Origin of the sequence: Faecalibacterium sp. I4-1-79 (assembly GCF_023347235.1) — a bacterium.
Lineage (GTDB): Bacteria > Bacillota > Clostridia > Oscillospirales > Ruminococcaceae > Faecalibacterium > Faecalibacterium tardum.
In genome coordinates this window covers 110,588-130,666 of sequence record NZ_CP094467.1, presented here as the reverse complement: position 1 = coordinate 130,666, position 20,079 = coordinate 110,588, and the positions used below count along the sequence as shown (strand labels likewise).

Sequence of the window (20,079 nt, the reverse complement as noted above, 5' to 3'; positions counted from 1 at the left end):
ACTCACGAACTTTCGGCTGAAAGCCGAAGGGCAGCAGCCCACCCAGACCGTCTATCAGACTGAACTGGACAAGCTGCGAAAGCAGATCTACGCTTGCATTAAAAACGAACTCCGCGATAACTTTTTAAGAAAACTTCGTTTGCTTTCAATAGCTTTTCATAGTATTCACGATAAGAACTGCTCAATCGCCGCATAGCAGGGATAAAGACATCATTGTACCCGTTTTCTCGATTTAACTGTGCGAATAGTTCTTGAAGTCTGTAACCCGGAGTGTTTTTGTACGCGTCAGATGCTTTGACTTCCTTATACCGCTCAAACATCTCCCTATTATCTTTCAGATATTGTTCAGGGTCTTGTATTGCAGCAGCAACACTTGCAGCAGCTTTTTTTGACACGTCAACAAGATCAATGGTTTTCGCAGCATCGTCGAGATATTCTTTCAAATCATCCGGGATAACAATATTCACACCGTCTAAAAAATCAATTATCGTTTCAAATGCATCTTGCTGTTCGTCTGTTGCAACCCTCTCATTCAGGTACGGTGCAAAATGGAGACTGATAAATTTCCCGAAATATCCCGGAAAACGGTCAAGCAATCTTGAAAGAATAGAGCGCTTCATTTCGAGCCGACTCAATTGCGCCCGGGCATCCTCCCAATTCTGGTTTCTCGCAAGCATGTGGAGTAATTGTTGTTTCGCTTGTATATCCGAAATTTCCAGTTCTTTCTTGTCGCATATAGTTTGAAAAGACAAATAGTCATTCTCTGCCAAAACCGTTTTAATGTCCGATACTGATATTCCAAACCCGCGTAAAACTGCGATTTTGTTTAATTGGATGACATCATCCTCTGAAAACACCCTGTAACCATTTTCCATGATTTGAGGGCGAGTTAAGCCTTGTTCCTCATAATACTCAATCGCCTTTTTTGTAAGGCCACATCTCTTGCAGACTTCATTGATAAGCATATCATCGCCTCCACTGGTATGATAAGCCCACCCCCAAGGGGACAGTCAATAGCTTTTTCAAAAATTTTCTTGATTGGGCAAGGTGTGTACGATATGGAATGCCATTTCCGCATTTTCTTTGTCCACAAATACCTCCGTGATATACTTCGGTTTTATCCCCAGCGTTCCGATCCTTGCTTGATCGAACGCATTACGCCGATTGACATCTTTCGTTTTACAATAGAACTTGATTCCCGCAGCCGCCAACGCATCCGTAATGCGATTGCATTGGTAAGGATCAGAAACTGTTGCGATTTGCGATTTAAAAAACTGCTCTAACATAAATACCCCTCCTACCGGTCGTCTGAAAAGGATATAATTTCAAATATCTTTATTGGAATAACGTAATTTAATCTCAATTTATTTCGTTCGTCCATAAATTTCCAAAAGTTTGTGTGTCTGCACATGAATTTCAAGAAAATTTATAGCACAATCACAATGTTTTTCATTTGGATAAATCGATAGAACCACTTCGTACGCCGCTTATATCCAGCAGTCCTCCCGTGTGGAGCTGGGCAAGAAGTTTGAAAGCGGCTTCTATGCCAAGCCCGACACCCCCAGCCCGCAGGCTGTACCCGCCGCAGGCGAACCCACCATCTCCATGACGGCTCTTTTGGAATTGCTCAAGGATGCCGACCCGGAAATGAAGGCAAAGCTCCGCTTAGCTCTGCTCACCTGATGAAAAAAAGGGCACTGATTGCAATGCAATACAGCGCCCTACATCATCGGACATGGAAAACACTGACCGTGCAGAAACCGTGCAGAAACCGTGCACCCATGGCTTACAAAACAAAAAAGCCATGAAATCTTTCGATTTCACGGCATTTTCTGGTGCAGTAAAGCAATCCAAATCCGAACCATTTCCCTTTGATGCGGCTTCTGCCGCTTCCCCAAAGGTGACGGTCTGTGTTCCTTCTTTATAGTTGAAGGTTATCAAAACCTTATCATCATACAGGTAAATCGCATTGATGAAGGTATCCACTAGTGCCTGCCGCTGGTCTTTCAGGCTCATGTCCAGCTTACGGAACCGCAGCAGCCAAAACCTGATAAATTCTTCGGTCACTTTCGGCTTCGCCAGCTTTTCTTCCGCAATGCGTGCTTCAAGCTCACGCTTGGTTTCTTCCAGCTGCTCCAACCGCTCCTTGGTGGAGCTGGTCAGGATACCGGCCTGAATCGCATTGAGCATATTCTGGATACCGGATTCTGCATCCCGGAGCTGCTTTTTATAAAGGGGAATGTTGGTATTCTCCTTGTTTTGCAGTTCCATCACCTTGGCGATGATGGATTCCATAGCGGCATCGTCTTTCACAAGCTGCATGGTCTGGTTGACCACCAGATCTTCCAGCCACTGTTTGCGGACGGTCTTTTTCTTGCAGCCCTTGTGCTTTTTGGCAGTGGCACATTTATAGTAGCGGTGGACTTCACCCGTCCGGCTTGTGCCGCTTTCGCCAAACATCAACGCCCCACAGTAGCCGCAGAACAGCTTGGTGGTGAGCAGGTAGTCATCCTCTGCCTTTCTACGGGCAGGGGCTTTCTTGTTTTTGGCAATCTTTTCTTGCACATCCTCAAACAGTTCCAGTGGAACGATGGGCGGGATGGCATCCGGCACGACCACATCCCGGAATTTCAGTTCTCCGATGTAACGCCGGTTTTTGAGCATATGCTCTACGCTGTTGTAAGTAAATTCGCCGCCGACCGGGTTCTTGATGCCGTTTTCATTCAGCCAATCCCGAATCTCTTTCATCGTGAGGCCATCCCGATACTTCTTGAACGATTCCAGCACGAAAGGGGATGCAAGCGGGTCGATGTGAAATTTCCGCTCAGAATCCAGCGTGTAGCCAAACGTTCCACGACCACCGTTGCAGCGGCCTTTCAGGATGTTCTCCGTCTGTCCACGGACGACCTTTTCGGCAAGGTCAGCGGAGTAGTATTCCGCATAGCCCTCCAGCACTGATTCCAGAATGATGCCCTCCGGCCCCTCGGAGATGATCTCGGTGGCAGACATGAGCTTGACACCGTTCTTCTTCAGTTGGGTCTTATACCGGGCACTGTCGTAACGATTCCGGGCGAAACGGTCGAGTTTCCAGACCAGAACAATATCAAACAGCTTTTTGTCGCTATCCTTAATCATCTGCTGGAACTCCGGACGGTTGTCCGTTTTGGCAGAGATAGCACGGTCGATGTAGTGCTTAACGATCGTGATGTCGTTTTTCTCGGCATACGCCGTACATTCACGAATCTGACCCTCGATGGATTCTTCACGCTGGTTGTCGCTGGAATAGCGGGCGTAGATCACGGCGGTCATGGCGGGCACCTCTCATTTATACATCATTGAACGATAATACGTTTGCCAATCTTTAATTTCGTATAATATATCACGCAACTTCAATAAATGCAAGGTCTTTCTAAAAAAATCCAAGAAATCTCAATATAAACAAGCTTTCTGTTGTTTTGCAATTTGTTCGATTCTGGGAAATGAATGTTCAAAAAACATCTGGAAAGCGCCACACAAATAGTTATGATTTCCCGTGGAATCTACATACCAATCCCGTTTACAGCCGCCGAAGCACATTCTTCGCCAGCGGCATGAATTACACTCAGCAGGATGTTCTGCTCCGTCCTTTAAAAAACGGCGCTCCTTATCGCATTGCATGATTTCGACAAATGACGTATCCTTCACTACCCCCAGTTTCCATTCGTCTAAACAGTAAAAGTCACAAGGATAGAGAGAACCGTTTCCTTCCACCACAAGATAATTTCCACAGCTTCCACTTGTGGCACATGTTCCTGCAGGCATTCCCATAGCAAGATAGATATAGTCGTCAAATAAACGGACGCTTGTATACTGACCAGCTTGCCAATCCCGATACCATTCATCAAATAACCCACATAAAAAGTGTCCATAAAGTTCCGGTGTAATGGAATATGGCATACTGCCACGAGGTTTGCCTAATGGATCAAGACACGGCGTAAATTGCAGATAGTTACCACCAAGTTTCTGAAGCGTATGATACACTTTGACAGGGCTTTTTGCACACGACCGTGTAACAACACAGAGGATGTTTGTATCAACTTTATTTTTTTGCAAAAGAGAAAGTGCTTTTGTCACGCGAGCCCATGTGGATCTTCCAAAAGCATCTGGGCGTAATTCATCATGAAGAGCTTTTGTGCCATCTATACTGATTCCCACTAGGAAGCGATTTGCTGCCAGAAAAACAGCCCACTGTTCATCAATCATCAGGCCATTTGTCTGAATTGCAAAATTTACGTGGACGTGGTTTGCGTTATGCTGGTAAACCTTTTCAACAAAATAACGGTAGTAATCCAGCCCAGCAAGTGTTGGTTCTCCTCCCTGAAAGGCGAACGTCACGCTACTGTTCCTGTTATCCAATGCAGCAAAGGCTTGTTGAATCAAACAATCGACTGTTTCAGTCGTCATTCGACCAGTGCTGGCTTCTGTGCGATTGACTGCTTCATCTTCATAAAAACAGTAGCGACAACGCATATTGCACAGACTTGAAGCCGGTTTGATTAGAAAGTTCAAATTTTTCATTGTTACCTCAGCTTAACATCTTCTATTTTACTGCTTAGAGCTTTCTTCATGAAGCGCTTCTATGATCATCTCAATAAATATGAAAAAAGTAATCGCATCATCTAGAAGATAATTGCATCGCTCGTGGCTAAGGAAAGGAAGCACAACCGTCTGGGTAACAAGTTTTGCGAGAGTGGTACGGGTCGACATGGTGATGAGGATGACCGATGCTCCTCGTTGAACATATTGTTCCACAAGGGATTCATAAAGCGGATCACCGCTGAGAGAAAAAATAAATACAACGTCATCAGATCGGATGAGGGAAACATAGCATTCCATCTGCGAAGTATCATTCATAAAGTGGCTGTCGATGCCGGAACGGTTCAGACGAAAAGCCATCTGCTGTGCAGACATGCCAGAGTGATAGTTGCCAAGAGTGATAACGCGATTGGCCCGGTGGATGATCTGAACGATCGTCTGAAGCTGATCAGCGGCGACCCCTTGACGGAGCTTTTGGATAATGTTTTCGTACCGGGTCAGGATGTTGTGCTCCTGTGCAGAAGCCGCCAGAGCCGGTTCATGAAGATAGGCATATTTGAACTCAGACCATCCCTGATATCCGAGTTTCTGGCATAAACGAACGATGGCACTGCGTGAGATGCCGGCATCCTGTGCAATGACCTCAGCGCTTCGGCGCTGGATATCGTGCGGATAGTTCAGCAGATATTCTGCGGCTTTGCGCTCGTTTTTGGGGAGACTGGGTAGCACAGCCTGCATATTTTCCAGAACTGTCATAGAGATTACCTCCATCGGAGTCTAAAAATTGGGGTATCGGTAAGGATCATTATCTCAAGTATAATCGAAAAACGAACAATTGTCCAGAATTGAGCAGTAAAACAATCGAAATTCCCAAAAATAGTGTACAAAAACAAACGGATGTTCTTGTGCAGCACGACAAAAACGAACATTTGTTCAGAAAAACATTGATTTTACGAACGAATGACCGTATAATAAATCCATCGAAAAGATTCCAGGGCCCGGAATTTTTGCATTGGTAAAAAGCAAATGAAGGAGAATCTTTATGGCCAAAGTCGATTATAACGCTCTTGCTCCATTCATCGTTGAAAATGTTGGTGGGAAAGAAAACATCGTCTCATTGACACACTGCGTCACGCGTCTTCGATTCAGACTTAAGGATGAATCGAAGGCAAACACCACTGCATTGAAGGAAAAAAACGGAATCCTGGATGTAATTCAGAAAGGCGGTCAATATCAAGTTGTCATTGGCAATGCGGTTGAAGACGCTTATGATGCCGTGTTGAAGCTTGGTGGCATCGGGGCAAGCGGTGAGGTTGAAGCGGAAAACACCAATACGAACCAAAATCTCTTTGATCTGTTTGTGTCAACGATTTCCGGAGTTTTTGCTCCACTGCTTGGTCTGATGTGCGGCTGTGGCATCCTGAAAGGTTTGAGTGTTTTTCTTGGTGCACTGGGCGTGATCAGCACATCGTCCGGCACTTATGTGGTCATCAATGCTATTGGCGATACTATTTTTTACTTCTTTCCGGTATTTATCGGTTTTACCGCCGCAGAGAAGTTTGGTATGAATCGTTTTGTAGGCGCAGCTGTTGGTGCCGCTCTCCTGCATCCCAATATTTCAGCCCTTCGATCCGGCGAAGCGCTGTTTTCAGTTCTCAGCGGCACACCATTTGAAAGCAATGTGACCACGACCTTTGCAGGTATCCCTGTCATTATGATGAATTACGCATCGACTGTTATTCCCGCGGTTCTGGCCGTATTCTTTGCGTCCAAGGTAGAGCGTCTGATAAAAAAGATCTGCCCGGCTGTTGTTAAAATGTTCCTCGTTCCCGCATTCACACTTTTAATTGCTGTTCCTGTAACGTTGATTATCGTTGGTCCTGTCGCAACATGGATCAGCGATGCTATTGGCATGGTGTTTGCAGTATTTCACGATTTTAGTCCGATTCTTTCCGGTGCACTGGTTGGCGGACTGTGGCAGGTACTGGTCATGTTTGGTGTCCATCAGGGAATCACTCCAATTATGATCAACAACCTTATGACCAATGGTTTTGAAAACGTCATCTGCTGTATGCAGGCGGTTCCCTTTACCACTTGCGCGGTCGTCTTTGCGGTATATCTGAAAAGTAAGAACAAGAAAATCAAAGAAACTGCTCTGCCTGCTGCAATCTCCAGCTTCTTCGGTGTAAGCGAACCTTCCATCTATGGTATTACACTGCCTCTGAAAGTCCCCTTTGTGATCACGCTGTTCTGCTCTGCTGTTGGCGGTGCCATTATGGGGGGCTTGGGGGTCAATATGTATACTATGGGTGGCATGGGTCTATTTGCATTCCCCGCCTATATCAATCCTGCAGTCGGTTTTGATATTTCGTTCTACGGCGTTCTGATTGCAGTTGGCATCGCTATGGCACTTAGCTTTATCACAACGCTGATTTTTTATAAAGACAAAGATGGTGTGACGGTTCAGGATGCCAAAGCATCCAAGGCCGCAGTAAAGCAGAAGCTTGGCCGCTAAAGCACTTCATCTAGAGAGGTATTTTTGTGAAAGTTGTTATGGTGATGTTTGATACGCTGACGCGAAAGTTTTTGCCGAGTTACGGCTGTAACTGGACAAAACTGCCTAATTTCAAACGGTTGGAACAACGCTGCACAACCTTCGACAATTTCTATGCAGGCAGTCTGCCCTGCATGCCGGCCCGACGAGAACTACATACCGGAAAGCATAACTTTCTTCATCGAAGCTGGGGTCCGCTGGAACCGTTTGATCGTTCTTGTGTCGAAGCCCTGCGTGCGGAGGGCGTCTATACCCATCTGTGTACAGACCATTCGCACTATTGGGAAGACGGTGGCTGCACCTATCATAACCGCTATGACACCTGGGAAGGCTTCCGTGGACAGGAGGGCGACCGCTTTGTGGCGCACGATATCCCGGTGGACATGCCGGAGAAACGCCATCCCCTCAATAAGACTGGTATCTCCGTAACACAGCATTACCGCAACCGGGAGCGTCAGCGGACGGAAGAAGAAATGTCCGGCACACGAACTGTACAGGCCGGACTGGAATTTCTGAAAGAGCACGTGGAAAAAGACAGTTGGTTTTTACAGATAGAGTGCTTTGATCCTCACGAGCCCTTCTATGTTCCGCAGAAATACCGTGCCCTGTACGATCTGCCGGAAGAAGAAACTTTGAACTGGCCCCGATACGGCAGAGTTGCCAGCGAAGACTACCGTGAAGATCTGCAAAATGCAGCTAGAGAGTATGCGGCTCTGATGACAATGTGCGATGTGCACCTCGGGCTGATTCTGGACTTCATGGATGCGCACGATATGTGGAAGGATACGGTCCTCATTGTCAACACCGACCACGGCTTCCTGCTGGGCGAACACGAATGGCTCGGCAAGAATTTTCCGCCGCCTTATGACGAATTGGTACATCTCCCGTTCTATTTCCATGTTCCGGGCATCGCCGAGGGCGGACGGTGTGAACAACTGGCAACAACAGTGGATATCGCGCCAACGCTGCTGGAACTCTTTGGATGTGCCCAGACCCCGATGGGCGAGATGGACGGTCGGTCACTGCTCCCGGCATTGGAAGGGAGACCGGTTCGGGAATGGGCATTGTTTGGTGTCCATGGCTGCTATACGGGCATTACAGATGGTCGGATGACCTACCTGAAAGCCGAACAGAACGAGGATGCGCCGCTGTACGAGTACACCCTGATGCCGACGAATATTCGTGGGTATTTTTCGGAAGATCAGCTTCGCCGTGGGGAGCTGGTGGAAGGGACCCGGTTTACCAATGGCATCCCGTGCATCCGGTATCCGGTCGTAAAAATATACCAGACTGCAAAATCGAAAGACCGCCTGTATGACCTCAAAAAAGACCCGGAACAGCTGAAAAACCTGAGCGGAAGTCCGGAAGAGACCGTCTGGAAGGATAAGCTGACCAACGCACTGAAACAGGTGCAGGCTCCGCAGGAAGAGTTTTTCCGACTGGGATTATAAACAGAAACAGGACGGCATTGCAGCTTGTCCTGTTTTTCCCTGTAGAGTCCTGCTTCTCCTTGTAGAGATGGAGTAAAGTTATGAATAAACGCACAGATACAAAAACACTTTGGAAGCTTTTCCTAAGCACCCTTTATATCAGCACCTTCACCTTCGGTGGCGGCTTCGTCATCGTCACCTTCATGAAGCAAAAATTTGTTGATGAACTGCATTGGCTGGAAGAGGATGAAATGCTTGATTTTGCGGCTCTGGCTCAGTCCAGTCCGGGCGCTATTGCGGTCAATGCTGCAATTCTAGTCGGCTGGCGTGTCGGCGGATTTATTGGAATGGTGACATCGGTCATCGGTACCATCATTCCACCCATGGCGATTCTCTCGGGCATTTCCTTTTTTTATACGGCTTTTGCTACAAATTTCTATGTTTCCCTTGCACTGAAAGGTATGCAGGCCGGTGTTGCTGCGGTCATTCTGGACGTTGTTTTTGGCTTGGGCGGTAACATCATCCGGCAGCATAAGCCTGTTTACATCGGGGTTATGATGCTTGCCTTCCTTGCAAACAGCATTTTTAATATCAACGTCATCTTCATCATTCTGACCTGTGCCGTTTTTGGCGTCCTGCTCGAAGTCATTCACCACATGAAGCGGAGAGGAGATGCCGTATGATTTACTTGCAGTTGTTTCTGAGCTTTCTACAGGTAGGCATGTTCAGCATCGGTGGCGGTTATGCGGCCATTCCACTGATCCGGGATCAAATTGTGACCAGCCACACTTGGCTGACAATGAACGAATTCACCGACCTCATTACCATTGCTGAAATGACACCAGGTCCTATTGCGGTCAACTCGGCGACCTTTGTTGGCATCCGTATTGCCGGCCCTCTGGGTGCCGTCGTCGCCACATTGGGTTGTATTACGCCTTCGCTTCTCATTGTTTCTCTGCTGGCTTATATTTATTATCGATATAAGAATGTCTCTGCCCTGCAAAGCGTTTTAGCAAGCCTGCGTCCAGCAGTCGTTGCTCTTATCGCAGGTGCCGGTCTGTCTATCTTAAAGCTGGTTGTGTTTCAAGGAAATGTTGTTGCCCTTGCCTCCGTGAACTGGGCTGGTGTTTTGATTTTTGTTGCCGCTTTTGTTGCCCTTCGGATGTTCAAAATAAATCCAATTTTAACAATGCTCTGCTGTGGAGTCGCAAATTTATTTGTAAATCTCTTCTGCTAAAAAGAATAGGAGAAATAAACCATGAGTGTTTTTCGTGATGATTTCCTGTGGGGCGGTGCCTGTGCCGCCAACCAGTTTGAGGGTGCATGGGACGTGGACGGCAAGGGTGCCAGCGTGCCGGATATGTGCACCAACGGTTCCCACACCAACCCCAAGTGGGTGACCACCGGCATCCGCCCCGACCGTCTGTACCCCAGCCACGAGGCCATTGATTTCTATCACCACTACGAAGAGGACATTGCCCTCTTTTCTGAGATGGGCTTTAAAACCTTCCGCACCTCCATCAACTGGACCCGCGTCTTCCCCAACGGCTGGGAAACGGAACCCAATGAGAAGGGTCTGGAGTTCTACGACCGCGTGTTCGACTGCTGCAAGAAGCACGGCATCGAGCCGCTGGTCACCATCAGCCATTACGAGCTGCCCTATGCTCTGGTGGAAAAGTACAACGGCTGGGCTTCCCGGGAACTGATCGAGTTCTACATGAACTACTGCAAAGCAATCTTTGAGCGCTACAAGGACAAAGTAAAGTACTGGCTGACCTTCAACGAGATCAACTGCGGCACCATGCCCATGGGCGCGATCCTCGAGACCGGCACGATCAAAGGCTTTGAAGGCTCCACCGCCGATGTGCCCGACAACAAGCAGGAGCGTTTTCAGGCACTTCATCACCAGTTCGTGGCTAGCGCCAAGGCGGTCAAGTACGCCCACGACAACTATCCCCAGTTCAAGATGGGCAACATGATCTGCTTCATCACCAGTTATCCGTTGACCTGTGACCCTGCCGATGTGATCGCCAACCAGCAGAAGATGCAGATTACCAACTGGTTCTGCTCCGATGTGCAGGTGCGCGGCGAGTATCCCAGCTATATGAAGCGCTGGTTCGCCGAGAACGGCATCACCATCCTGCAGCAGCCCGAGGACGCTGACATCCTGAAAGAAGGTACGGTGGACTTCTACACCTTCAGCTATTATATGTCCAACTGCATCACCACCCATAAGGATACCGAGGATGTGGGCGGCAACATCGTTGCCGGAAAGAAGAACCCCTACCTGAAGGCTTCCGATTGGGGCTGGCAGATCGACCCCATTGGTCTGCGCTACACCCTCAACGAAATCTACGACCGTTACCACCTGCCTATGATGGTGGTGGAGAACGGTCTGGGTGCTTACGATGTGAAGAGCGAGGACGGCAAGATCCACGACAGCTACCGCATTGACTACCTGCGCCAGCACATCCAGCAGATGGCTGAGGCGGTCAAGGACGGCGTGGACCTGATGGGCTATACCCCCTGGGGCTGCATCGACCTTGTGTCCGCCTCTACCGGCGAGATGGCAAAGCGCTACGGCTTTATCTATGTGAACAAGTTTGATGACGGTACCGGCGACCTGAGCCGCGAGAAAAAGGACTCCTTCTACTGGTACAAGAAGGTTATCGCCTCCAACGGCAAAAATTTGGAATGATTGATTTTTCTAGAATTGTGAATTGTGCAACGCTTCCATATAATTCGCACTTCATTCACTTTGCTGCAATAGAATTTGTAAAGCTATCTTGACACATCTTAGAAACCATGATATTCTCTGTCACAAATCTCACTGATTTTGTGGATTGGTCACAAGCAATCCACAAAATGTGGTCGTGTTCATTTTGAACACAGCCACAGAAAGTGGTTGGTTATCACCATGAGACCCACCACTTTAGTGAGGAAAAATCCCCGAAAGATTTACCGCCCCGCAACACACCCGATTCATTTTGCCGCTGTTTCACCCGACAAAATCATCGCTGCGCTGCATGGGCGGTATTTTTCTTTTTCACAAATAAAATCTTATGTAGTTGTTCAATCTTCCGAAATTCATTTTCAGTTGTTGACTGCACAACTCCAAAGTGTTGTTCTTGTACTTGAAAGAAGCAGAACGTAGTATCCGCACTGCGTCCGGCTTTCTTCATACTGAACCTTGAATCTTGCATAAGCCGTCTGAACGAGATACTGCGCCATGACCTCACACTTTGTGTGGGCGAGCCGGACAACGCCGCTGCACAAACAGGGGCAGGAACTTCGTTCGGAGCAAACGGCGATCAACATACACGAGCAGCGGAACTCTCTACTTATTTTTGCGTCTTAACAATTCGGAAACATTTGTAGAACTTGTCGGGGCGAGGCCCCTCCATCTGCTATCGCAGACCGTTCTGCCGCTTAAAAGCCCCACTGGGGCTTTCATTGCTGCGCTGCGCTTCGCAAACGCGGTCTATGCGTTTTGAGCGCAGCGGTAGAGGGCAAGAACCGTCCCGTGGCCACAAATTTTCAATTCTTGAAAATGTTGTGCTCCACCGGGACTTCACATCTGCAACTCTTGCGAGTTTTGATGTGATCTTGTTGGAGCGTGCCTGCCCCAAACCCTGCTCATCATTCGTGCCTTTCGGCACGAATGGAACGGCGTGTCGTGCTTTACATAACTTCACCGAGGAGTTATCGAACAGACAGGAGGTACAATGACCAAAACGAATGTTCAATCGACCCCTAGCAATTCCCAGCACCACGACACGCCGAACAACAAAACGCACATCATCAAGTTCCGAGTGACGAAAACTGAAAAATTGGAACTTCAATGCACAGCAAAACTCCTTCATCTCTCCCTGTCCACTCTCATCCGCCGCGCACTGCACAGTGCAAAGATCGAGCGCACTGTTGTCGTTGCTGGCGGCGGAGAAGAAACCCTGACCGCCGTTTCCGCTCTGCTTGCCCAGTGCAGCAGGGTGGGCGGCAATCTCAACCAACTTGCACGTCACTTCAACTCCGGCGGTGCAGACACCGAGCAGATCCGGGCGAAAATCCTTGACGAACTTGCAGACCTGACTGCATTCCGGCTCCATGCCGAGAAAGTTCTGGGTGAACTGTATGGCAACGCTCAAGCATATCGCCTCTAAGAATTCGGACTACACCGCCATCGAAGCATACCTTGTTTACCAGCACGATGAATTTTCCGGCAGGGTAATTCTGGACAAGCAAGGCCGACCCCTGCTGCGAGAATCGTACCTACTCGACACCCTTGAGTGCGGCGATTTCTCGTTCGCAACGGCCTGTCTGCTGGCAAACCGCAAGTATGGTAAGAACACCCAGCATGGCGATATCAAGAGCCATCAATATATCATCAGCTTTGATCCCAGAGATGCAGCCGACAACGGCTTGACCATGGAAAAGGCACAGGCTCTTGGCCTGAAATTCTGCGAAGAAAACTTCCCCGGTCATCCTGCCATCGTCTGCACTCACCCGGATGGGCACAACAATTCTGGAAACATCCATGTCCACATCGTGATCGGCAGCATCCGAATGCGAGAAGTGGAACGTAAGCCCTATATGCAGAAGCCCCGCGATTGGCGCGAGGGCATGAAGCACTCCAGCACCGCCCAGACCATGCGGCACCTCCGTGTCGAGGTAATGGAGTTGTGCGAAAGTGCCGGACTGTACCAGATCGACCTGCTCAACGGCTCGAAAGAACGTGTCAGCGAGGCCGAATATTGGGCAAGGCGGCGTGGGCAGTTGAAACTTGACCGTGAAAACGCAGCCCTCACCGCAGCTGGACAGCAGCCCCGGCAGAAGAAGTTTGAAACCGTAAAGGATACCCTGCGGAAACAGATTTCTTCAGTGCTGTACCGTGCCACGAGCTTTGAAGATTTCTCTGACAGGCTCTTGCAGCAGTACGGCATCACCGTCAAGGAAAGCCGTGGGCAGCTCAGCTATCTGCCTGCTGGCAGAACCAAGTTTATCCGGGCGAAGCATCTCGGTGACAAGTTCGATAAGGCGGCAGTGCTTGCCACGTTGCAGGCAAATGCCGAACGCAAACCCCAGGTTCAGTTCAAGCAGGATACCATCGGGAAATTGATCGACATCCAGTCGAGGATGACCGAGGGCAAGGGCATCGGCTACGAGCGTTGGGCGAAGAAGCACAACCTCAAAGCCATGGCACAGACCTTGATCCTCTTAGAAGAAAAGGGCTTGACCGATGAGGACGCCCTGAACCAGCGCATCGCTGAACTGGAAACCAAGTATCACGACGCACTGGCGGTGGTGAAAGACCTCGAAGGACGCATGAAAGCCAACAAAGAGCTGCGCTATCATGTCGCAGCCTATACCAGCACCAAGAATGTCGCACAGCAGTTAAAGACCGCCAAGCGACCCGCAGCCTTTGAGGAACAGCATCGTGCAGAACTGACAGCATACCGGACGGCAGCAGCCTATCTCAAGGCAAACAACATCACGAAGCTGCCCAGTCCGAAAAAGTTGGAAGCTGAGTACAATGCAATGGCATCCGAAAAGGCAAAGTTTTATGAGCAGTACAAGGAAGCTAAAGAGGAACTGCTCAAACTGAAAACCGCAAAGCAGAATGTTGCGCTGTTTTTCCGGGAGGACGAACCGGCGCAGCAGGAGAGATAAAGGAGTGTGCGAATGATCAATCTGAAAATTGACCCGGAGTTTCAGTCCCAGATTCCTCCTCTGACCGATGATGAATTCAAGCAGCTTGAAGAAAACATCCTGAAAGAGGGCAAGCTGCTCTCTCCTTTGATTGTCTGGGGCAATACCCTTGTTGATGGCCACAATCGTTATGCCATCCTCCAGAAGCATCCTGAGATTTATTTTTCCACCATGCCGCTCCGATTTGAGAACCGCGAAGAAGCCGTTGCGTGGATTTGCCGGAATCAGTTGGGACGGCGAAACCTGAGTCCTGAACAGAAACGCTATCTGCTTGGGAAGCAGTACGAAGCCGAGAAGAAAGCTGCAAAAATCTTTCGGGGCAATCAGTACACTTTAGCAAAGAAAAGTGGTGGTGATCACGGTGATAACCACCACTCCGGGAAGAAAACCTGTGACCGGATCGCAGAGGAAAACGGTGTCAGCCGCGCCTCCGTTCTCCGCGCCAGCCACTATACACGAGGCATCGACATCGCAGACAACCTCTCTCCCGGCATCAAGCAGAAAGTCTTTTCCGGCGAAGTGAAGTTTACCAACGAAGAAATGTCCAAACTCGTGCAGGCAAGTGCCGAGCATCGTTCAGATGTCCTTGCTCAAATCCTGCATCCAGAGGCATTGGAAGTGTTGGAATCTGCCAGCGCAGAATTTGAACCTGAAAAAGCAGAACCCGTTCCCATGCCCACACCACAAACAGAAGAATTTCGGTACTATCATGTACCGGACGAGTTTATGAAGGTTTACAAATCTTTGAGCCGTGCGACCGAAATGATGAAAAACTCATGGAAGAAAACGCTCAAAAATAATCCAAGCTATTTCACTGACCCGGAAAAGCAGAAGGTTCTCCGCTTCGCAATGCAGCGACCTGCTAACTACCTGACTGAAATCGAAACCTATCTGGAAAAGGCTCTTGCAGAAGCCCTTGAAGAAGAAAAGACCGCATAGCAGCAGACACCTGTAAGCCATCAACGAGCCACCAGCCGCAAGTGCAGGGCAGAAAACATCCGCGCCCTTGCGCCTGATAAAAAATTGGAACTTTGATTTTCTCGCCCGACTTTGCCACGGTGGGACGATCAAAGGAGCGTGCGTTTGAACAAAAAGAAAAAGTCCACAAACACTTCCCCCTATCCCGATGAAGTCATCGACCGTCTGGCGCGGGCATTCTACCCGGCCATCCTTGCCTGCTGGAACAGCGAGGAAGGCCAGAGGGAGTTTGCCGCATGGCAGGCGGAACAGGCTCATATCTCCGGCAAAGAAAAACAGAGCGTTCCCGACTGCTGGGTATCCGTAAAACAGTTTTCGAAAAATGACACGGCAACTGCCTGTCAGGATTGGTTACGGAGTACCCGGCTAGGCCGAGGAAGCATCAAGTCCCATGTCCGCACCGTTAAGGTGTTGGGTATGGGGCTTTTTGCATTTCAGGAACGTATACACCTCTGGAAAGGTGTAACACACTAGACTTTGTACCAAAGTCGTGTGCCAAGGGTGCTGCGCCCCTTTGGAATCCCTGCTCACATCGCCTGTGGGCGATGTGGATTCGCCGGACAGAAAGCTCTCACAAAGGTGCACCGGGCTGTCTGCGGCGAGGAAAAGGCACTTCTGCGGAAGTGTAATAACCCACTATGACGCTTTCAGCCCTGCGGTCTGCAAAGTGTAGTGGGCTCTCCGAGGGGGAAACGGCTATATAGGGTGCGCTTCGGGCAAATCGCTGCGTACGTGCGTACCAATCTCTCGTACGCACGTACGCAGTAAAACGGCTAAAATCTCCTATATAGGGGTGTTCTTCTGGAAATCAATATGATATACTCAACTTAACCAACCATCAACTAATAGGAGGCGGTAATATTATGGGAAAAACTTTTGTGTGTAGCTTATGCCGTAATGGAATCATTGGCGGTGGTTTGTACATTGATGAACAGAGCGTTACATATTCAACTCAAAAGCTCACAGTCAGTCCACTGTATCGCAACCTTGTATTGCCCATGAACGAGATAAGGGAACTTTCATGGAGTCAGATGGTCGTTCCTGTTGCAGCAATTTCCATGAAAGATGGAGAATGTTATAAATTTATCATATATAACAAATCAGGATTTGAAAAGGCATATAAGCAATATAGCAACCACCAAGAATGAAATCACCTAGCAGGGTTTGGGGCAGGCACGCCCCAACAAGAAGCTGTCCCAAAAGGGCAAGAATTTTCAAGAATTGAAAATTTGTGGCCACGGGACGATTCTTGCTCTCACGAAAACCCATACTTTTTGAAAATCCGCTTTTCGCAGCCAAAGGAGGATGCACCATGAAAAAAGAAATCGAAGCCTTTGTCAACGCAGCCAACGAGCAGGAGTTGGAAGCCGCATGGAATAACCTCTCGGCAGAGGAACAGCGAGTTTTCGAGCAGCTCATGGAGGGAGAACCACCCGAAGATGCACTGGCATTTTTCGCACAGCTGTATGATGATGCCCCGAAAGAGCAGACCAGCGAGACTGTGAACATCTCCGAAAATGAAATCTATTTCAAGCGGAAGCCCTTGACCGAAGAGCAGAAGAAACACAGCTCTTATGTGGACGAGAACGGCAACCTCCATGTCAAGAACCTGTCCGCTTTCTGGATTCCAGAACTGACCACCACGGAGAAAGTCGGTCACACCACCTACACCGTGACCGGCAGCTATGAGGGCAAGGAGTCCTTTTTGAAGAAGCTGGAGCGCATTGTTGCCAAGAACGCCCAGCAAAAATTTGAAGATGAGGGTGCAGACGAATGACAACTGCGTCCAATTCTGCTATACTTGACCCGGTAACCAATCCTGTACCGACAGTTGCTCCACAGAGTAAGGAGGACACAACAATGTCTGGAGCAACGAATAAAATCACCGCACTTTACTGCCGACTGTCGCAAGAGGACGCACGGCTCGGCGAAAGCCTGTCCATTGAGAACCAAGATGTAATATGTAGAGGGTGGTTTCTACCGCCTAATACTATTACATGACTGGCGGCTCATTTGTGGTGAATTGGTCTGGCAGTTGTGGGAAAGGAAAAAAATCCGCATAACTGCTGACATTTTAGCACGAAGGGAGCATGAAAATGAAGTCTATTTTTGAAGAAATGGGCGGCACATATACGAAGGTTGGCGATTACTATATCCCCGACCTTGCGCTGCCGGAGACCGAGGAATATCAGATCGGTAAGTATGGCCGTATGCGCCGCCGCTACTTGAAAGAGCATCGTCCCGTCCTTTATGCACACTACCTAACAAGCTGCACCCTGCATGAACATCTTGCAGAGATAGACAAATCCTGCAATCAGCGTATGGAGATCATGTGCGAAGCTATGGCACGACTGGAAGGTGTGACCGAGGCACTTAAAGCTACCGATCAAATGGAATGGGTACGGCGCATGAACAACATTCATAACCGTGCAGAGGAAATTGTTCTGACGGAGCTTGTATATTGCTAAACACATGTTAGCCCCGCATCAGCATGAATGAACGCTGGTGTGGGGCTAATTCTGTATCACTTAGCTCTTTATATTCCAGTAGCCTTTTCGGTCAGACCCGATGCGCTCGATGATTCCTTTTTCCTTCAGCTCCTTCAGACGCTGAGAAACTGTTTTTCTGCTGATAGATAGCTTATCTGCTATGGTGGTAGATGTGTATGCAGGATCTTCGGAAATCAGGGCCAGAATTTGCATGGATTTTTCATCCAAGGTTTCTGTTACCTTTTCTGTTACCTTTTCTGTTACCTTTTCTGTCACCTTGTAGGTGGCAGATCGAATAACCCGATCCTCTGACGCTGTAAACTGAATCATAATATCGCCGGGATGCACGGTGTACGCAGGAAGCGGGCTTCCATCTTCCTTGCAAGCCTGACAGATTTTCTCAATACCACGTCCCCAGCTCTCGATGAAGCCGGCCAAATAATACACATTCGCAATCGCCGTGTTGTAAGGGCGGGATGCGTGTTTGGACATCAGGCTGTCTGCCGTCCAGTTGTCTGGAAGCCTACCACAGTTAGCGATATACAGCTTATCCTCATACACGCTGATCTGAATCGGAACGCCGCTTTCATATTGCTTGTGGCATAGAGCGTTAAGAAGGGCTTCACGCAGGGCAGCGTCGGGAACAAAATAACGCTCAATGCGCTGCATCCCTTCGTAAGTGATTTTCGCTTTCATATATTTCAGATGGATGACTTCAATGATCTTGTCAATCTGTTCCAACAAGGAGCCGTGAATTTCATCCTGATAACGGAGATCGGCATCATTCTCGAAAAAGCCGATTTTTGTGTATGCGCCCAGCTGCCAGCGGTCAGGGTCTTTGCAGAACAGCAGCATCGCTGCGTTGGTATAATACCCGGCATTGGTCAGACGCAGCTTTTCCATTAAATCCGCTTTGTCCTCGTCTAAAACGCTTTGGTCGATCCGGCCCTTCTTGGCGGCAAGGGTCTTGAATCTCTTGACCAACTCATCATCAATATCATCCAACGTAAATCCCGGCAAGGGCATATTATCCCACGAAGCACCACGTTTGCGTAGAATGAAGCTCTCCAGTTCTGGGCCAGAAAGGGTCTGCATGGTGCTGCCGCTTCTATAATAATAGACACCTTTGCAGTTTATGGCAACGGGATATGGTGGAACAACGATTTCCAGATATTCTTTCCCGTCACGCTCCAGCTGATTGACATCCACCACGATGCTCATGGCATTTCGGATTTTGTTTGGAACATCCTCCAGCAGCTTGCGGATATTGGGCAGGCCGATAACTTTTCCATCATCGTCACAGCCAATATAAATCTTGCCGCCCTGTGCATTGGCGAAGCCGCAAATCCATTCCAGATAGTCATCCTTCCACTTAGCTTTCCATTCTATGTTCTGATTTTCAGGCATTATTATCACCATCCTCTGATTTATTCTTTCCCCGGCTCTTATAAACATTATACTGATTTTTACACCTTGCACTGCAAAAAGCGGAGTTAGCCCGGTTACTCAGGAACACTTTCTGACACTGCTTGCACATCCGCAACGGCTTTGTGCTGTCCACCAGCATGAAGCTGAACATCATCTGAATCCCCAACAGCAGGGAATGGAAATCCCAATAGATCGTTGGCCTATCCAACAGCTCTATATGATAGGTGGGTGCAATGCCGCCAAATGCAGCCATAGACTTACGCAGCATATTCCGGCTTTCTTCCTCCATGGAATCATAGTCATTATAATAGAAGAAAGAGGTCAGCATATTAAATGCCCAATCCTTGAGTTGCTGTGCCACCCAATCGTAAGGCTCTGCATACGCCCGCTGGAAGCTCATGGTCTTTGCCATCGGCTCGTCCATAAAGGTCATGGTCAGTGCAATCATTGCCCGGTCGCTGGACACATTCCAACTGGATTCCACACCGTTCTTGACCACATCCAGCTTATCAAAGGGGTAAAACAGGGACAGATACTTCTCCGTCTCCATCGTTTCTTCCTTGATAAAATGGTTCTTTGGCAGATATACCGCCTCATAATCCATAAAGGACGGCGTGGTGGGCAGGGCCGTCATCAGGCCCAGCAGCCCATAGTGGGTAATAAATTCCAAGATTGCCTTTTCTACCTCTGGCTCAGAGCTTTTCTTGCCGTTCATCATCAGCATCCCCACATTCAGAGCATCCAGCACAATGTCCGGGGCTTCCTTGAGTGGGTTATAGACATCCGGCCTGGCATCCTTTGCCGGGGTGATGTATTTCTTCCCGTCCTTGCCTGTTTTGATTTCATAGCGTTCATACCGCACCCAATGGGAACGGGATTGCTCAAAAAATGTATTCATAACGCAAATCCTTCCTTTCGG

The 20,079-nt window shown here is 48.7% G+C and carries 20 protein-coding genes; 13 read left to right on the top strand and 7 right to left on the bottom strand.

All coding sequences use genetic code 11. The annotated features are described in order from the left end of the window. Positions 1–98: 98 nt before the first annotated feature. Together MTP36_RS00630 and MTP36_RS00625 are read right to left on the bottom strand one after the other, a co-directional pair. Positions 99–965, bottom strand: a complete 867-nt coding sequence (locus MTP36_RS00630) for a MerR family transcriptional regulator (RefSeq protein WP_118658476.1) — start codon at positions 963–965, stop codon at positions 99–101. Positions 966–1,022: 57 nt separating this feature from the next. After that, positions 1,023–1,286, bottom strand: coding sequence for a hypothetical protein (locus tag MTP36_RS00625; RefSeq protein WP_118658475.1), 264 nt, complete (start codon positions 1,284–1,286; stop codon positions 1,023–1,025). 223 nt (positions 1,287–1,509) lie between these two features. Here MTP36_RS00625 and MTP36_RS00620 point away from each other — a divergent pair, with 223 nt between their 5' ends. Next, positions 1,510–1,683: a hypothetical protein gene (locus MTP36_RS00620; RefSeq protein WP_242821922.1), complete on the top strand. Its 174-nt coding sequence runs from the start codon at positions 1,510–1,512 to the stop codon at positions 1,681–1,683. On the opposite strand, the gene MTP36_RS00615 is transcribed toward MTP36_RS00620, so the two are convergent. The 3 genes from MTP36_RS00615 to MTP36_RS00605 all read right to left on the bottom strand — a co-directional run bounded on the left by MTP36_RS00615 (position 1,666) and on the right by MTP36_RS00605 (position 5,331). After that, a complete protein-coding gene (locus tag MTP36_RS00615) occupies positions 1,666–3,309 on the bottom strand; it encodes a recombinase family protein (protein WP_249252774.1) in 1,644 nt (547 codons plus the stop codon). The genes MTP36_RS00620 and MTP36_RS00615 overlap by 18 nt on opposite strands. Before the next feature lie 120 nt (positions 3,310–3,429). Beyond that, on the bottom strand, positions 3,430–4,557 hold the full coding sequence (locus MTP36_RS00610) for an anaerobic sulfatase maturase (RefSeq protein ID WP_249252772.1): 1,128 nt from the start codon (positions 4,555–4,557) through the stop codon (positions 3,430–3,432). Between the two features lie 27 nt (positions 4,558–4,584). Beyond that, positions 4,585–5,331, bottom strand: a complete 747-nt coding sequence (locus tag MTP36_RS00605; RefSeq protein ID WP_249252771.1) for a MurR/RpiR family transcriptional regulator — start codon at positions 5,329–5,331, stop codon at positions 4,585–4,587. Between the two features lie 286 nt (positions 5,332–5,617). On the opposite strand from MTP36_RS00605, the gene MTP36_RS00600 reads away from it, so the two are divergent. The 12 genes from MTP36_RS00600 to MTP36_RS00545 all read left to right on the top strand — a co-directional run bounded on the left by MTP36_RS00600 (position 5,618) and on the right by MTP36_RS00545 (position 17,711). Continuing rightward, entirely contained in the window at positions 5,618–7,090 is a 1,473-nt protein-coding gene (locus MTP36_RS00600) for a PTS transporter subunit EIIC (RefSeq protein ID WP_249252769.1), read from the top strand. 26 nt (positions 7,091–7,116) lie between these two features. Beyond that, complete coding sequence (locus tag MTP36_RS00595; protein ID WP_249252767.1) at positions 7,117–8,580, top strand: sulfatase; 1,464 nt, start codon at positions 7,117–7,119, stop codon at positions 8,578–8,580. 80 nt (positions 8,581–8,660) lie between these two features. Beyond that, the gene (locus MTP36_RS00590; protein ID WP_249252765.1) at positions 8,661–9,242 is read left to right on the top strand and encodes a chromate transporter; all 582 of its coding nucleotides are present in this window, start codon (positions 8,661–8,663) and stop codon (positions 9,240–9,242) included. Beyond that, positions 9,239–9,796 (top strand): chromate transporter, encoded by a 558-nt coding sequence (locus tag MTP36_RS00585; RefSeq protein ID WP_249252763.1) that lies wholly within the window; start codon positions 9,239–9,241, stop codon positions 9,794–9,796. The genes MTP36_RS00590 and MTP36_RS00585 overlap by 4 nt, the downstream gene beginning before the upstream one ends. A gap of 21 nt (positions 9,797–9,817) precedes the next feature. Next, positions 9,818–11,257: a glycoside hydrolase family 1 protein gene (locus tag MTP36_RS00580; RefSeq protein WP_249252761.1), complete on the top strand. Its 1,440-nt coding sequence runs from the start codon at positions 9,818–9,820 to the stop codon at positions 11,255–11,257. 1,027 nt (positions 11,258–12,284) lie between these two features. Further along, complete coding sequence (locus tag MTP36_RS00575; RefSeq protein ID WP_249252760.1) at positions 12,285–12,719, top strand: plasmid mobilization protein; 435 nt, start codon at positions 12,285–12,287, stop codon at positions 12,717–12,719. Beyond that, on the top strand, positions 12,691–14,226 hold the full coding sequence (locus MTP36_RS00570) for a relaxase/mobilization nuclease domain-containing protein (protein ID WP_249252758.1): 1,536 nt from the start codon (positions 12,691–12,693) through the stop codon (positions 14,224–14,226). The genes MTP36_RS00575 and MTP36_RS00570 overlap by 29 nt, the downstream gene beginning before the upstream one ends. A gap of 12 nt (positions 14,227–14,238) precedes the next feature. Then, a complete protein-coding gene (locus tag MTP36_RS00565) occupies positions 14,239–15,204 on the top strand; it encodes a hypothetical protein (RefSeq protein ID WP_249252756.1) in 966 nt (321 codons plus the stop codon). A gap of 138 nt (positions 15,205–15,342) precedes the next feature. Then, complete coding sequence (locus MTP36_RS00560; RefSeq protein ID WP_249252754.1) at positions 15,343–15,717, top strand: hypothetical protein; 375 nt, start codon at positions 15,343–15,345, stop codon at positions 15,715–15,717. Between the two features lie 389 nt (positions 15,718–16,106). Further along, positions 16,107–16,391, top strand: a complete 285-nt coding sequence (locus MTP36_RS00555) for a hypothetical protein (RefSeq protein WP_117949378.1) — start codon at positions 16,107–16,109, stop codon at positions 16,389–16,391. Positions 16,392–16,555: 164 nt separating this feature from the next. After that, a complete protein-coding gene (locus MTP36_RS00550; RefSeq protein ID WP_249250852.1) occupies positions 16,556–17,020 on the top strand; it encodes a hypothetical protein in 465 nt (154 codons plus the stop codon). 319 nt (positions 17,021–17,339) lie between these two features. After that, on the top strand, positions 17,340–17,711 hold the full coding sequence (locus MTP36_RS00545) for a TnpV protein (protein WP_055145291.1): 372 nt from the start codon (positions 17,340–17,342) through the stop codon (positions 17,709–17,711). A 60-nt stretch (positions 17,712–17,771) separates the two neighbouring features. On the opposite strand, the gene MTP36_RS00540 is transcribed toward MTP36_RS00545, so the two are convergent. Further along, positions 17,772–19,139, bottom strand: a complete 1,368-nt coding sequence (locus MTP36_RS00540) for an ATP-binding protein (RefSeq protein WP_055145294.1) — start codon at positions 19,137–19,139, stop codon at positions 17,772–17,774. Beyond that, on the bottom strand, positions 19,132–20,058 hold the full coding sequence (locus MTP36_RS00535; RefSeq protein WP_055145297.1) for a hypothetical protein: 927 nt from the start codon (positions 20,056–20,058) through the stop codon (positions 19,132–19,134). Before MTP36_RS00535 ends, MTP36_RS00540 begins: the two co-directional genes overlap by 8 nt. Positions 20,059–20,079 lie beyond the last annotated feature (21 nt).